At 51.2% G+C, this 15,804-nt stretch carries 10 protein-coding genes; 1 reads left to right on the top strand and 9 read right to left on the bottom strand.

The features are described from left to right. Positions 1-175: 175 nt before the first annotated feature. Genes E1162_RS09445 through E1162_RS09460 form a run of 4 tightly spaced genes read right to left on the bottom strand, consistent with a single transcriptional unit; the run spans position 176 to position 8,118 of the window. The gene (locus E1162_RS09445; RefSeq protein ID WP_155129970.1) at positions 176-3,445 is read right to left on the bottom strand and encodes a type I restriction endonuclease subunit R; all 3,270 of its coding nucleotides are present in this window, start codon (positions 3,443-3,445) and stop codon (positions 176-178) included. A gap of 40 nt (positions 3,446-3,485) precedes the next feature. Continuing rightward, the gene (locus E1162_RS09450) at positions 3,486-4,403 is read right to left on the bottom strand and encodes a GIY-YIG nuclease family protein (RefSeq protein ID WP_155129973.1); all 918 of its coding nucleotides are present in this window, start codon (positions 4,401-4,403) and stop codon (positions 3,486-3,488) included. 26 nt (positions 4,404-4,429) lie between these two features. Beyond that, positions 4,430-5,809, bottom strand: a complete 1,380-nt coding sequence (locus E1162_RS09455) for a restriction endonuclease subunit S (RefSeq protein WP_155129976.1) — start codon at positions 5,807-5,809, stop codon at positions 4,430-4,432. Continuing rightward, entirely contained in the window at positions 5,809-8,118 is a 2,310-nt protein-coding gene (locus E1162_RS09460; RefSeq protein WP_371311881.1) for a type I restriction-modification system subunit M, read from the bottom strand. The genes E1162_RS09455 and E1162_RS09460 overlap by 1 nt, the downstream gene beginning before the upstream one ends. 1,490 nt (positions 8,119-9,608) lie before the next feature. Here E1162_RS09460 and E1162_RS09465 point away from each other — a divergent pair. Beyond that, positions 9,609-9,935 carry a hypothetical protein gene (locus E1162_RS09465; RefSeq protein ID WP_155129979.1) on the top strand — a complete coding sequence of 109 codons (327 nt, stop codon included), beginning with the start codon at positions 9,609-9,611 and terminating at the stop codon, positions 9,933-9,935. Between the two features lie 822 nt (positions 9,936-10,757). Here E1162_RS09465 and E1162_RS19710 read toward each other — a convergent pair. The 5 genes from E1162_RS19710 to E1162_RS09490 all read right to left on the bottom strand — a co-directional run bounded on the left by E1162_RS19710 (position 10,758) and on the right by E1162_RS09490 (position 15,668). After that, positions 10,758-10,955, bottom strand: a complete 198-nt coding sequence (locus tag E1162_RS19710; protein WP_371311882.1) for a helix-turn-helix transcriptional regulator — start codon at positions 10,953-10,955, stop codon at positions 10,758-10,760. 188 nt (positions 10,956-11,143) lie between these two features. After that, positions 11,144-12,439, bottom strand: coding sequence for a tyrosine-type recombinase/integrase (locus E1162_RS09475; protein ID WP_155129985.1), 1,296 nt, complete (start codon positions 12,437-12,439; stop codon positions 11,144-11,146). Between the two features lie 353 nt (positions 12,440-12,792). After that, entirely contained in the window at positions 12,793-14,055 is a 1,263-nt protein-coding gene (locus E1162_RS09480) for a DUF4857 domain-containing protein (protein WP_155129988.1), read from the bottom strand. 6 nt (positions 14,056-14,061) lie between these two features. Continuing rightward, complete coding sequence (locus E1162_RS09485) at positions 14,062-14,727, bottom strand: hypothetical protein (protein WP_155129991.1); 666 nt, start codon at positions 14,725-14,727, stop codon at positions 14,062-14,064. 2 nt (positions 14,728-14,729) lie between these two features. Continuing rightward, positions 14,730-15,668 carry an ABC transporter ATP-binding protein gene (locus tag E1162_RS09490; RefSeq protein WP_155129994.1) on the bottom strand — a complete coding sequence of 313 codons (939 nt, stop codon included), beginning with the start codon at positions 15,666-15,668 and terminating at the stop codon, positions 14,730-14,732. Positions 15,669-15,804 lie beyond the last annotated feature (136 nt).

Below are 15,804 nucleotides of genomic sequence, written 5' to 3' on the forward strand. Positions count from 1 at the left end.
CACGTTACGTACTAAGGAATTGTGAAATGTGAAACCAATTTCATAGTTTGCAGTCTACCTATCATCGAACCTATTAAAATCTTACGCCTTAGAAATCGCTGAGGATGACTTTGTGGTTGCGAGCGTATACGTAATTGCTGACCAACAATCCACCCGAAGACGTTAACCCCCTCACCTACTCTACTTGGCTGACACTCTTCTCCTCGTAGAGCATATCAAGAAGCAAGTGGGTGATCTGCTCCATCTTTTTCGGATTGGACAATAAGTGCAGCATCATCTTCTGGTGAACCTCGCTGCTTGTCAGGATTGCGTCATCAACCGCGTTCTTGAAGCCGCCCAGTATTGCCTGCTCTTTGGTGTTGTTCTCGATCTGCGTCATGACCTCTTGGTTCTCGGAGATCTTGTCTTTTAGAACCTTGACGTAGTTGACCTTGTCCTGCTCGGTTAAGCCATCTTCGGCAAACAGGTCATTCACCCGTTCAATGATGCGGGAGAGCAGCTCTTCCTTTCGGTCTTTTGCCTTACCACTGCCCATGTCTGCTGCCGGATCGAGTCCCTCGGCGCCATCATCGACAAGAATTATGCTCTGCTGTTTGATCTTCGACAGGCGGTAGTGACTAAGCTCCACATTCTCAAGATCAACAATATCGTCTTCGATAGCTGCCTCCCGCAGCATGGGGCGAAGGTTGCGAGCGTAAAGAGACAGCTTTTCCAGATCCTTGTTGTCATAGTCCACGATCTGGGAAATGAACTCATAGAACCGCACATAACTGCCCAGATCCTTCTTGAACAGCTCCAGCCCATCCTTCTCTTGTTTGCACTCTTTGAAGGTCATATCAGCGTTGGCAATGAGCACGGCATCGCCTGTCTTTTTGGCTCGTGCAAGCATGTCCTGTGCTTGCTTGTAGGCGGCGACAGCGCTCTTGTAGCGGTTCGTCCAGCGCTCCACTGCGGGCTTGCAGATATTGGCGATAGCCGCGCTGCTCTTGTTCTTCTGGAGGTATGCTTTGCAGAACTGCTCCACCTCGGCCCAAAGGAAAATCTGCGCCGCACAGAGCTTGTCAAACAGCTCGAAAACAAGATTGGGGTTGGAAACGTCCGTAAGGGCTGCTGTCTGGTAATACTGCTGGAACGGGGCGAGGATTTCTTCCGGTTCATTAAAGAAGTCCAGAACGAATGTGCCGGACTGCGCCTTGCCCGGATAGGTGCGGTTTAGCCGTGAAAGAGTCTGTACGCACTCAACGCCCGCCAGTTTCTTATCCACGTACATGGCGCAGAGCTTGGGTTGGTCGAACCCGGTCTGGAACTTGTTTGCTACGATCATCACCTGATACTCATCTGTATCAAAGGCCTTGCGCATGTCCCGCCCCTTGAGGCCGGGGTTCATGTTGATCTCGGTGAACTTCTCGCCAATCAAGCCATCGGAGTTCGGGTCTTTGTCCGTAAACTCCACCTCACCGGAAAACGCTGCCATAGCATGGATCTTGTCGTACTTCTTGGCGCGGATGTATTTGTCAAAAGCAAGCTTGAAGCGTACCGCCTCCTTGCGTGAACTGGTGACAACCATCGCCTTGGCTTGCCCGCCAAGCAGGCCCATCACGTTGTCCTTGAAGTGCTCGACAATCACCTGAACCTTTTGGGAGATGTTGTAGTCGTGCAGGCGAACCCACTGGTTCAATTTTACCTTTGCCTTCTTGCTTTCGACCTCGTCGTCTTTCTCCTGCATTTTCAGAGCAAGGTTATAGGCGACCCTGTAGTTGGTGTAGTTCTTCAGGACATCGAGAATGAAGCCCTCCTCGATGGCCTGCCGCATGGAGTAAATATGGTAAGCCATCGGCTTGTTTCGCACAGACGGGACTTCATCCGGCTTTGGTAAACGCCCGAACAGCTCTAGTGTCTTTGCCTTGGGGGTTGCCGTGAAGGCGAAGTAACTGAGGTTCTGTGAGGCACGGCGCGAAGCGACAGCCGCATCCAGAATGTCTTCGGAGGACAGCTCTTCATCGCCCTCTGAAGCGTCCTTCATCAGAACCTCTTTCATCTGCCGAGCTGTGGAGCCGGTCTGCGATGAATGTGCCTCATCGGCGATAATGGCGTAGCTACGTTCTTTCAGGCTAGTGCTGTTCTCAATGGCCTTGAGTACGAACGGGAAGGTCTGAATGGTTACGATGATAATCGGCTGGGAGGCTTCCAGCGCCTTTGCCAGTTTTTCCGATTTTGAGCCGTCGCCCTCGGCGTTGTTGATACGACCGACTACCCCATCAACATGTTCGAACTGGTAGATGGTGTCCTGAAGCTGGGCATCCAGAACCGTTCTATCGGTCACGATGATAACGGAGTTGAACAGCTTCTCGCCTCTATCATCATAGAGAGAGGATAGCTGGTGGGCTGTCCATGCGATGGAATTGGATTTTCCAGAGCCTGCACTGTGCTGGATGAGGTACTTCTGCCCTGCCCCTTCAACCTTTGCCGCGCCAACCAGTTTGGTTACCACGTCCCACTGGTGATATCGCGGGAAGATCATGGTTTCTTTTTTGGAGCGCTTGCCCTGCCAGTCTTCCTTGTCTTCAATCTGTAAGTGAATGAAACGGGCAAGGATATTTAGCAGGTTATCGGGCTGCAGCACCTCACGCCACAGATAGGCAGTGGCGTATTCACCCACATCTTCCGGCACATCATTGCCCGCTGCGCCTTCCTTGGTGCCCTTGTTGAACGGCAGGAAGAACGTGTCCTTGCCCGCCAGTTTCGTGGCCATATAGACCTCATACTGACTCACGGCAAAGTGCACCAAAGCCCCGCGCTTGAAGGTAAGCAGCGGCTCTTCTTTCTTGGTTGCAGGGTCAACTGGTAGACGGGTGGTCTTGTATTGATAGATGGCGCTTTCTACTGCCTGCTTGAACTCTGATTTCAGCTCAAGGGTGGCGATGGGCAGACCGTTTACAAACAGCACAAGATCGATACGCCAGCTCTTGGCCTTCGCGCCCGTCTGCACCATGTGCTCTGCTGTTGCCCAAGGGCTGTAGACCAGTTCCGGCACCACGCGCAGGCGGTTCAGTTCATAGCGCGCCAACGTGTCCGGATTCAGGTCATGATCCGGTCTGAACTGGCAGAGAGAGAAGCGGGCGTTCCTATCACGCAGGCCGTGGCGTAAAATACCAAGGGTGCCGTACTGGCGCATCTGGGTGTTAGCCGCACGCGGGTCAGCCTTGGCGAGCTGAGCGGCTACGCGCTCCAGAAACTTTGAGTCCGTATCATGCGGGTAGTTCTTGGCAAACTTCTGCCACTCTGCGTCCTGCGTGTCTTTGATGAAGCCGAGCAGGTCTTCCTCGTAAATAGCAAGAGAGCGGTTATAGCCCTGCGGAGAGCCAAGCTTCCAACCGGAGGAAACAAGCTCTGCAATAATATCATTTTGGAACTGCAGCTCCGCTGCCTTGTCGCTCCCCGCCATAATCAAATTCCTAAATAATAAAAAATAAATCAGAGCGCCATTACGCTGGCTCGAGCTCGTTGGCGCCTTCGGCTAGTTGTTCGGACTCCCAATCTTTATAGGTCTTGCTAGTACCCTCCAGTTGCCATTCAAGTGGGCCTGCTGCAGGGCGACCACGCACTACTGCAGCAGCTGGGCTAGGACTGGAGAACGCGTAGTCCGCAGTGAACTTACAGACACCGTCCTCGCTTCGAATGATGCCAGACCGAAACAGCTCCTCTCGTAGACTTGCGTAGCTATGGTTAACAGTCTTCGCTCCAACCCATTTATCCCTCACTTGCGAGCCCGAGAGGATAATGAACTCGCCATCTTCTAACCGTGCTTGCGCTTTCAGCCTGTCTTTTCGCTCAACCAGTTCAAATATGGTTGGAACCTGCAAATCCCTCGTTTTGGTAGGGAGCTTATCTTTAGTCTTGCGCACGCTCTCAACGAATAGATCAATCCCAATTGCTGGCAAGATCATACGGAGGTTTTCTAAGAACCCCTCCATATTCGCCGCAATAGCTTCCGAAACTTGAGGAATTTGCGGAGCCTGTGAATTCTCAAGAATAACACGGCCGACAGAGTTGGCCCTCTCGTAGCTACGCGCCTCCAAATAACGAACGTGTGCCTTGTTGAGCTTGTTGTCAGCGGTGGTGACGAACACAGCCTTGGTCCACCAATCTCGCTGACTGTCATGCGTCCGGATTCTCTTGCCGATGTCTTCGCTCTCTCCTATGTATGAAGTAGGCTCTCCATCTTTATCTCCCAGAAGGATATATATGCCAGTGCGTGAAGTTTCTTCACGTTCCAGCGCATTCTTTAACTGGGTGCGTGGAACAAGCAATACATGGCCCGTCCAGTTAAACAGCTCTGCCACCAGCAGGCCGTCCGGCCTGCCATCAACAAAAAACAACTCCAGAGAGCGCCCTTTGGTCATTTGTCTTTTCTCCCCGCACCGCGCGTCTACGCGACTTCCTGCGCCAGACTTTCAGATTCGTCAGGGGCATGCCAATCACGCACATCAATCTTGCCTGTCACAGCCGCTGAAATCAGCGCGGTACGGCGTTCTTTGAGAAGGACTTTTGCCTGCAACGCATTCGCGGTCAGCTTCCGGAATTTTGAATGCATGCCGGTGAGGTGGTCCAGTATTGATTGTTGCTCGTCGATGGGCGGCACTAAACAAGGAAGGTTTCCTACTTCACCGACTCTCAAATGCCCAACCGTACTACCCTTGCTTTTCTGTTCGATCTGATCCCGGACTAATGGCCCATAAATCGTATAGAGCAAGAATTTTGATGTCATAATTTGTGAATCTGGACGCAGTGCCATAGTCCTCTGCCCAAGGCAGAAGTCCAAATTGGCCGGAGCCAGACAAGCCTCCCCGGTTGGGGCCTCCCTAGTGAATAGGATATCACCTATCTTAGGAACCCCCCGCTGTGTCCATTCTTCAAAGCTGGCGTAATCGGTTTGATAGCCACCCTCTTTGTGAAACTCACCATCTCTAATGGAAGACGTTCTCACGACATAGTAAGCGCCGTTTGGTACCTCGTCTGGAGTTCTGTTCTTACAATCTATAATCTTAGAGCAAATATTTTTGATCTTATTCACCTCCCAATGCGCGGGGATGTCACCAAGCCAGTCGATGCCAGAGTGGCGCATGGGGGCGCCTGGGTTGAGGCCCTTGGTGACGGCGTGGGAGATGACCGCCTGCCGCTTTTCCTCCAGCAACGCAATCAGCTTTTCCTGCCGCTCAATCAACCGATCAATCTTCGCGGTCTCATGATCCAGAAACTTGGCGATCTGGCGTTGTTCTGGGAGCGGTGGTGCCGCGAAGTGATAGTTTGCAACAAAGGAGTCCGCTACCCGCTTTTGTCCTCCTGCACCATACATCGAGCCTTCTGCTTGTTCTTTAAAAGGTGAGCAGGTAATCAGGTAGTATAGGAACTCTGCGGTGCTCGTGGTTCGGCACCGGAGTGGAATAACTTCTGTGGTGGCAAAAGCGATTCCATTTACCAGCCCCCGCATGATCGCGGCTTTTCCGTTTTCAAAGCAGGGTGTTATCTTGGCGAGGCACACATCTCCTTCGCCAAGATAAGTGTATCCATTGATGACTTCACGAATTGGTTTAATTCGTGAACAGTCTATAGAGCCTGTTTCACCAATGGCCTCCATCGGAAGAAATGTGATATCGGTATGCGCGGCAATACTTTGAAGCTCCGACTTTGAAGGATTCAGTTCCGCAGTATTTTTAATTCTCTTGACTTCCCATCCACTCGGAACTTCCCCCAGCCATTCAACATCGCTCGGCTTGTATTCTGGATACGCCCTGTACTTACCAACCATCAGGAATGCACCTCCTGCAGCAGGGCCATAATCTCGGCGCTTACAGCGTCCAGTTCTGCGTCAATCTCTTCTAGTGCCCTCGGCGGCTGATAGACATAGAAATGGCGGTTGAATGGAATTTCATAGCCGACGATGCCGACCTCTCCATCCAGCGCGTCTCGCTTGCTGCCATCAATCCAAGCGTCTGGCACATGGGGTGCAACTTCGCGGGCGAAATAGGCTTCGTTCACCGCGTTTACCGTCTGGCTTGGGTCTAGCGGCACATTCTCATTATCGCGCAGGTCTCCATCAGGTGAATATTCCACAGTCTGGCCGTTCACATCAAACAGGCCGTAGGTGGGGTTCGGCGCGGTGCTTTTATGCACCTTCTTGATGACCTTTTCAGCATCAGGGTTCTTCCAGCTTACCGCCGCTACAATCTGCTTTTTACTGGTGGCGTCCAGCTTGGCTCCGCTGCCTTTTATAATGGCGTCGTACTGGTTCATATCATCATGTTGCTCTACCCCGATGACCGCTTGCAGGCCCTTTGCTGTGCGCAGGATCTCCTTTTGCTCTGCCCATACCTTCGCGGAGAGCGCGTCTTTGATGGTCTTCTCTTTCAGTTCAGGGAAGTTTGTTTTGATGTGGGCGCGGATCTCTGCCTCATAGTCTCCCAAAACGCCATAGAGCGGGCAAGACGGCGCGTCTGACCAGTTCTTCCCGTAGGTCTCATAAATCCACTGCATGACGCCTGTAAGCGGCTTAGGCGCAAAGCGTAACGACTCCAGCCGTTCATCGGAGAACTGGAAGCTTTCACGCAGCGGGCGTTCAATCGTCAAGCGGCGGTAGCCGAATTCATGACTCTCAAAGATTTTCGAGGCGAAGGTTTTGGGCGTTTCCTTCTTGCCGTTCTCTGCTTTGCGCCCGCGTGTACTGGCGGCTTCCTGTGGCTTGTCCTGCTCCCGTGCATCTACCACCTCAAACGCGCCAAAGCATTGGGTGATGGTGCGGATATCAGCATCACTCATCATGTTGCGCTTGGAGCCAAGGGACTTGCGCATCTTGGAAGAGAGGTTCGCGCCGTTGATGAGCTGAACCTTGCCGCGCCGCTCCTCGCTCTTCTTGTTGCTCAGCACCCACACATAGGTTGCTATGCCTGTGTTGTAGAACATATCCGTAGGCAGTGCGATGATGGCTTCCAGCAGGTCCGCTTCCAAGATGTAACGGCGGATCTCGCTTTCGCCAGAGCCTGCGCCACCTGTAAACAGGGGCGAGCCGTTGAGGATGATGCCGATGCGTCCGCCGCCTTCCTGCGCGTCCCGCAGTTTGGAAATGAGGTGCATGAGGAACAGAAGCGAGCCATCTGACACACGCGGAAGGCCGGGACCGAAGCGTCCGTCATGGCCCTTCAAGGTGTGCTCGTCCTTGATGGTGGTTTCGATCTTCTTCCAGTCCACACCGAAGGGCGGGTTGGAGAGCATGTAGTCGAACCTGTCAGCATAGAGCTGGTCATCACTCAGGGTGTTGCCTTGCTTGATGTTGTCTACTTCCTGCCCCTTGATGAGCATATCCGCCTTACAGATGGCGTAGCTTTCCGGGTTCAGCTCCTGCCCGAAGGCACGCATGACAGCACGTGGGTTCAGCTCGTGTACATACTCCATGCCCGATGAAAGAAAGCCGCCTGTACCTGCTGTCGGGTCGTAGATGGTGCGGATAATGCCTTCCTTGGTGAGGGCTTCATCATCTTCAAGAAACACAAGCGCAGTGGTGAGGCGCACTATATCGCGCGGAGTGAAGTGTTCACCCGCTGTCTCGTTAGAGCTTTCCGCAAAGCGGCGGATCAACTCTTCAAACACAAGGCCCATCTCACGGTTTGAAATCTTGGTTGGCGAAAGGTCTGCCTCTCGGACCCTCTGTACAATCTTGTAGAGCAGGTTTGCATCTGCCAACTGGGCGATGAACTCACCAAAGTTGAAATACTCGAAGATCTCGCGTGCGTTCGTTGAAAAGCCCTGAATATAGCTTTCTAGATTGTCTTTGATACCGTTCTCACCCAGCTTCGCCATATCCATCTTGGATGTATTGTAGAACGACAGGCCGCAGGCGCGCAGCAGCATCTTTTCCCGCGCTTCTTCTGGCAGGTTCATGGGGTGGAGCTTTTCCGCCTGTTCCAACACGGTTGCCTTGCTCGGGGCCAGCACACACTCAAGACGGCGCAGAAGCGTAAACGGTAGGATGATGCGGCCATACTGGCTTTGCTTGAAGTCTCCACGCAGCAAGTCGGCAAGAGACCAGATGTAGGCGGCAAGGTTATTGGTTTGTTGAGACACGGGAGGCTTCCGAAATGGTTTGAACTCGAATTAGCCAAGCTTAGTAGCAGACCCAGTTCCTTTGCAAAGGTGGAATCCCGTCTATCCAATGATGAGAAGTCGCGGAGGTATGGGTTTGTGGGGAGGTGCTTTGGGGAAGAATTTGACAACTTCAAGTTGGTTGCAATTGATCCTTTAAGCCAGGGAGTAAAACTCTGTGCCGGTTGATGGTGAATTAATGGTGAAAATAAGCTAATAAAAACAGTTTTCTACAGGAAGGGCGTTGCCCGCCCGTACGGGGTGAACAGGAGAGAGTGGTTGAAAAAGCATTGTAGCAGAGGCCGTCGTAGGGCCTCTAGGTAAAGTCCGCCGGACTCTTAAATCGAAGAGATATTCCGGCTAAAAAGACATGCTAAAGCTACAAAGAGCTAGAGATTGCTGGCCTAACATCGAACTCGAGAACACCCATAGTCAGTAATCTTTGATCCAGCCTCTTCGTAATATGCTTGCCACAGGTGACCAATCCCGAGTTGCGCTGCATCTTGCGAAATGTCCCACCCCGGGAATTCGACCCATCTGTAACGATCAGGCAGTGCTCCCTCGTCATCTTCGAAAGCACCATTGGAAAGATGCTTCGACCAAGCACGAAGACACCACTTCCACCCTCACCCGTACTGTCGCGACGATAGAAAAAGACATCTATATGAGGGACTTCCTTCAATGCGTCGCGAATATCCTTCCGCCAAAATATCCTGGTCGGACCTACATTACCTATTGCCGGGTCGTCACAAAGAGCTGGGCTCTTGTCACAAAAAATGATCTCATCGACCAAACCCGCAAGAGCTGTCGATGGATCACGAATATCGTGTGCGCAGCAAGGATAAAAGCCAATCCGCCTCAAATCAGGCAACCCGGTCGAGCTGCTGAAGCGCCCTGTTACTTGATTTCAGCAGAAGCTCGCACCAATCGTTCCAGAAAGCACCCAGAGCGTCGAGCCCGAATTCCATCACGATCCACCCAAGAACAACTTCGCCACGGGCACCTGTCGTCCACTTCGAAACGAAGTAAACCCTGTCGATTTGATCTGAATGTTTCGCGAGACTTAGGCCTACGGGATCCGATTTGCAGCGTCTTTGCCCAGCTTGACCAGGTGACATGGGCAGTCCCCCTCCGTGAGCGAACGAGTTTCGGAGCGCCCTCATGACCCCATCGAGGCTCAAGTCGTCAATCGGTCTTACCTCGGCTCTTTTTAGCGAGGAGACAATGTTTCGTTCAGAGAGTCGACCTCTGAGGCTATCCTTTGGTACGCATAAATAGGTCCAATCGTTGTACGTGCGGAACTCCTCGAAGAAAACCTTACCATCAATTTGTACAGGGTTTGCGAGCTTGCTCGTGCAAGCTTTCCGCACCTTTTTCCAAGGGTCTTCTATTCTGAGCCCTTTGTCATTAGAGACGTCCCAGTCTCGTATACGATCCCGCACCAAAGCAAACCCGGTATTTATGAGAAGCAGGTGCCGCGTGACATTCAGATCATCGTGCGCTTCATTCTTGAGAAGATCTTGACTTCGTTTGATAAGTGTCGAGACGAATCCATTATATTCCATGAAGCAGAAGTCTCCACCTATTCAGATATAGCCATTCCGTTTTTCTGGAATGGCATCTATGTGGAGGTTATCCGTTTTAAAATTGGCTTTGCATCACCAAAAAAGCACGGTGTCTGTCATCAGCACCTGGCGAACAAGTTTACGGATTTGAAGAGCGGAGTGTTTGGGCCCATGATCAGGACGATAGGGGGAAGTAATGGAGCAAAACACAAGGACCGCCAACACTGCAGTTGAGAAGACGGGCAAGGATATTCCATTTTGATGGGCTTGATGATGGATATTTACTCGCAAACAAAATCCATATTTTACAACACCTACTAAGCAAAGGCTGTGCTCGGGTTGATGTCGGTATTGCTGTGATGATGAGTAGTGATTGGGTTGCTTCTTATGTCTAAGGAACCTCCGCGTAGCGGGGGTGGCAGTCTTGATTGGAAGTTGCGGGAAACACTGTTAGTCGTTCCATTAAAACGCGAATCAGAATTGCCAAAATTAGTCTTCGAAAAACAGTCATATTCTGCGCTGCGCCACACCCGCGGCGGGGTGCTTCACAAGGAACCTAAGCCGGGGAGAGTAGAGCATGCGTCCCTAGCTCATCAGTTAATGGCCCACTCCTCAGTCCCATGTGAGTCTGTGCCATGTCCCTTGAGGCAGGCTCTGCCTAAACTCTCTACCTCTGCTCTTGTCTGTTGGTGAAGGGTTGTTGTTTTTGGGTATAGAACGACTTAGCCCCGTGTCCGGGGATCAGTCTCCATACCCTTGGTGGTCTTGTCCGATGGAGCCGGGCCGCCGCCTAGGGTCCCAACGGTCAATACCAGTGCCGAGGGTTGCTCCCTACTTTAACATGAGAACTGGTTTTCTCATGGCCGCACCCCTCGGAGCTTTAGAACCGGGGTTTCTGTTTGCGGCGCCCCACAGTACAGAAGGACGTGTCAAGCACGCGAACAGCGCTGCCGTCATTGTACGTTTCGTACAAGCCTTAACCGACCACTGTTCTAGAGTTGGTAGGTTCTCGCACTAGATTGCGCGAGGAACCAATCCAGATACTATTTTCTAAAATTAATAAAGATCCGCGCCGCGGGCCTTCTCCCATTCCTCCACTTCAGGGAGGCGCCAGCGCGTGCAGCGTGGCGAGAGTTTAACTGGTTTAGGAAAAGTAGGGTCGCTTTCAATCCAGCGCCAAATGGTTTGCCGGGAGACGGACCAACGTTCGGCCAATTGTTTGTCGGAAACGTACACATTGCTCAAATTTATCACCCTTAATGTCGATGGGAGAAAACAGGGTGACCGCAATGTTACGTAGTGTCTACTGCAGCAAAGACTGCGTTCCTGTACAATGTTTATCAGGGATGAAAGAAACGTAGTTCGATAAAATTATTCCTTGAATTGCCATACTATGATGGCGTCTAGCAAAATAATTCGCTGAAGACGGGATTTTCTAGAAACTAATTTTCACAAATAGTTATGGGGATAACGTTTCCTGCACGTAATCCAGAGAGGTGCAGAGCCCAGTCAGATATCATATGGCGACGACGCTCCAAGAGATCTGTTCGCATGTATGCCCGCTCTACCTCGGTTCCAACTTTGTGCGCTAACGCAATCTCTGCCATCTCCCATGGGTAACCAGTCTCGGCAGCCCAGTTTCTGAATGTGGAGCGTAAACCGTGCGGCACCGCTGGGCGTTTACTTTGTGGATCTAGCCATCCCTCTCCGCCAGTCTCAGTCGAACGAGCATGCATTCGTCTCATTACGCCGCTGATGCTCATATCAGACAGGACCTTGCCCCGTGGCCCGGCGAAGAGAAATGGAGAGCTCAGCTGTTTCGGCAGGGACTCTACAAGTGCAACAGCAGCTTGCGAAAGAGGGACACGATGCTTCCTCTTCATCTTGGTTCTCTGTGCTGGAACGGTCCAGATACCAGACTTAAGGTCTAGCTCATCCCAAGTTGCAAACCTCACCTCGCCAGAGCGAGAGGCGCATAGCACAGCAAACTCAAGCGCTCGAGCGGCTATACCCGGTTGCGATTTCAGGCAATCGAACCAGTCCGCAACCTCATCAACGGCAACTGCTGGCCAATTGCGCTTCTGTGCTAATTTGTTTGGCGCTGGCAGTAGCTCTTTAAGATTACCTTTCCACCGAGCTGGATTTTCACCTGACCTTCGGCCGCTGACCGTCGCCCAGGAAAGGACAGCCTCAATCCTTCCCCGTAGGCGTGAGGCCGTCTCAGTTTTCTCCTGCCATATCGGTTGTAGCACACGTAGAATATCTTGAGTTGTAATCTCGTGGACGTAAAGACTGCCAATGTGAGGGACTGCATAAGTGCGTAGGGTACTTGTCCATTGCGCCTTGTGTTTCGGATTGGAGAGTTCCTGCTCCTTGATATCCATATATAATTCGATGGCTTTCTCGAACGTCAACCCTCGCCGTTGCACAGCGGCAAGTTCAGCCTTTTGTCTTTTTCGTGTTTCGACCGGATCATTGCCTGACGCGATCAGCTCTTTCTGGTCACGAGCGATTTGACGAGCTTGCGCCAGGGGCACGTCTGGATATCCCCCTAGTCCGATGTCACGGCGCTTCTCTCCGATTTTAACACGAAGTATCCAAGACTTCGCACCAGTCTTCGATACTTGCAATGCCAACCCAGATACACCACCCACGAAATAGAGCGTATTGTGTTGATTGCCCTTATATTGAAGCCGTTTGACCTCTAATGCTGATAGCTCTTTAGCTTTGCGCGGCATACCCTACCCATCATCCTACCCATCATAAATAAAGTGATATCATGTTACGCTATATTACGTAGCTGAACAATGGATTATAATAAGCCTATGATAAGTATAGGTTTAATGTACGTCCTGTGACGCTACATGACGAGATGATGGCGGCCACCCTCTCCGCCATTTGTTATCTTATTGATAACAAAGAAAAACAACTCGCTGCAAGGCGGGTTTTTCTTTGCCCAATGGCCTAGTTGGCAATTAAAAAACACCTAATGGGTGGAGCTGCTTCTTGCTGCAGGACCAACCACTTTGGCATTAAAAAAGACCCTGAATTACTTCAGGGCCTCAGATCTGTTTTCATACATATTGAAAGTTCACAGGACCTTTTGCTCTCTATTCAAGCTTGGCCACAACCAGCAGGCGACCAGTCCATAGACGCCGCCAAGGGCGATAAATAGCAGCTCCCCATAGCTCGGTGCGAAATCTCGAACGCGCCACTTTTTCATTGCAAGAACGAAGCCCAAGACCAGAAGGTTACCGACTAGAAAAGCTTGCATATTGATGACGGGATTTAGCTGAATGTAACGGGTATTATCCGCAGACATCTGAAGCTCAAAGGGAACCAGAAAGTGCCAAACCTCGTCCACAAGGCGTGGCTCCGCTATTGCCATCGTCCGCTGATAAGTGGCAATGCTAGTGAAATCGCGGTCCATTGCTACTGAGTAAATGCGCTCATTGTCTGAGTAAATTGCGGTTCTGTAGAGTGGATCAAAAATAACCTTTAGTTCCATGCTGTCAGCATCAAAATCAGGAAGCTGCAGCGGAATAAGGTCAAAGTTCCCTTCTGTCAGCAGATACACTTCATCTTCAGTACCAATCACGATTCCGAGAATTTCTCTCTGTTTGCTTTCGGTGATGGCTACGTGCCGCACTTCAAGGCCCGATGGTAGCTCGATGCGATTAATAACAGCCTCTCCATCACGCTTTTTAAGCTTAAACAGTGCTCCGTTGCTGTCTTGAAGCAAGAACCCAGAATCGTAAGCCTTCAAAATCGATACGCGGCCAAAGACTTGGCTAACAGGGAACTCGAAGCCGGCACCGGCCAGTGCCTGTGTGAACTGATCGGTCAATGCCGGGTCGAAGGCATTAAGATCACTGTCTACGAATTCCAATTGATCAGATGGCCTGAAGACATTCGTTGGGAAGCTTAAGCGAACACGCCCGGGATTAGATTCCAGCAAGGGAAAGAGTTGTACACGCGGCGAGTTGCCAGCGAGGTCTCGAGGTTTGATTTCTACCACCATTCGCTCGCTGCGGATCGCCTGCTTGTCATAGGTATTCCCATCTATCACCAATGGAAGATGGCCCCACATCTCCATATTTTTGTAATAGATGAACGGGTTGAGGAACTCGAATTCCTTGCGCGAGTAATCGTTTCCTTTGGCGTCACGGTAAGCCAACTGGTGCCCCTCGCCCACTAGCTCTTTGTAGACAAACTCTTTGATCGTAGGGCTGTAAAACAAATGGGTTTTCCCGAACCGCTCTTCAAAGAGCATGGTGTGGAGCATCGGAAGCCAAATAGCCAAAAGCAAGGTGGTAAGCATCATCAAGCTGATGCGTGCAATACGGGTAGACATCGCGGCTCAGCTCCGATGACGGTATCGATAGGCGGGATAAATGACGCTTGCAGGAAACAGCATAGCGGCGGCAATAAGCACAGGCAGGATCTGATCATATTCCTGATAACCCCGCTCATTATAAAGCAGGCCAAGAAATGCACATCCCAGAAGCGCATAGGCTACTCTTTTAACAGGCTGCGGTTCGAGCATCACAAGCGCAACCGAGAAATAAGCAACCCAACCTGCAAGTAACCATGGAGCAGCAGTAAGTACCGCACTTACACCAGCCTCAAACGGAAACCACAGGGTGACGATGCAAAACAGACCAATCGCGATGATAAAAGCGATTACAGCACCCAGTGCCGCCCCAATACCAACCCAAGACCAAACCTGAATATCGGCACGAACGGGCAAATGGAACGACAGCCGGAAACGATTGTTGACCATCTCAGGCAAAAACTGTGCCGCAGCAATTGCGCCGCCACTAAGCACCGCGAGATATTTGACATCGCCATATAAAATACGCCGAAGTTCGAAGCTCCAGTACCAGATCATCTCCGAATGCTCGTTATGAAACTGGTGGCGCATGCCCAAATAGAGATAGAGGAGAGCTGCAAGATTAAGGGCAAGAATGAGAAACCAGACTTTGCGAACCTTAATCCACTCTTTTAGAAACAACGCTTGCAACATGCCTAGTATTTCCCGGTCAGGCCAATGAAGGCATCTTCTAGGCTCATATCAATCTGCTCACCGATGGCCACATTAGGGTAAAGGTGGGCCATATGCGCGCGCACCTGCTCGCGGTCACCGAAGCTAAAGAGCTTTGGAGATTGTCCAACCAGATCGACATTCCTGATAACATTGTCTTTTTGAAACTGAACGCCTGCGACATTCTTTATTTCAAAACATCTGAAGTTCGAAGAAAAACAGGAGAGCGGCATCTGGATCAATTCACCACCTCGCTGCAAGAAAATCACATCATCAACGAGCTTTTCCATGTCCTGAATGACATGGGATGTAACGAAGACAGTCTTGTTTCCTTCAGCCAGAAAGTCTCGCAGAAAATCCAAAAAGAGATGACGGTAGCCGGGGTCAAGACCCATAGAGTAGTCATCAAGGATCATCAACTCTGGATCTTGAGCAAAGATCAGGCCCAAAACCACCTGAGATCGCTGGCCGCAAGACATGTTTCCAATGACATGGCTGTGGGGCAAGCCCAGTCGGTCAACCAGATCATAAAAAATTTCACGTCGCCACTTTGGGTAAAATGGCGCATAAAACTTCTCGATTTGGCTGATTGTCATGAACTCGTAGGCAAGATGTCCTTCAAACAGCAGCCCAATTCGTGCCCTCGTAGCAGCACTAAGCAAATGAGACTGTTCGCCCAGAACCTCGCACCGACCACCTACCGGTTTCAAGAACCCCATTAGGATCTTGATCAGGGTCGTTTTGCCAACACCATTCTTACCAAGAAGAGCAACAACGCGCCCTTTCGGGACACTGAAATTTAGGTTTTCGTAGATTGTTCTCTTGCCATACCGATGGGTTAATCCCTTCACCGAGATAGCCGCCTCGTGGGAGCAGCAGCAGGATTTAACCTGCTGCGCCTTACCGGTATTTTGCGAAACCATCAGTGATCTCGCATTTCAGGCTTACCATCGCTGCTTGCCTCAGGCGCGCATCCGGAACAGCAGGATTTCTCTTGCGAACAAGAGCCGCAGGACCCGCGCTTAAGCCATAGCTTTCTATAGAGATAGACAATCGCGA

The sequence above is a fragment of the Pseudovibrio flavus genome (assembly GCF_009711345.1).
Lineage (GTDB): Bacteria > Pseudomonadota > Alphaproteobacteria > Rhizobiales > Stappiaceae > Pseudovibrio > Pseudovibrio flavus.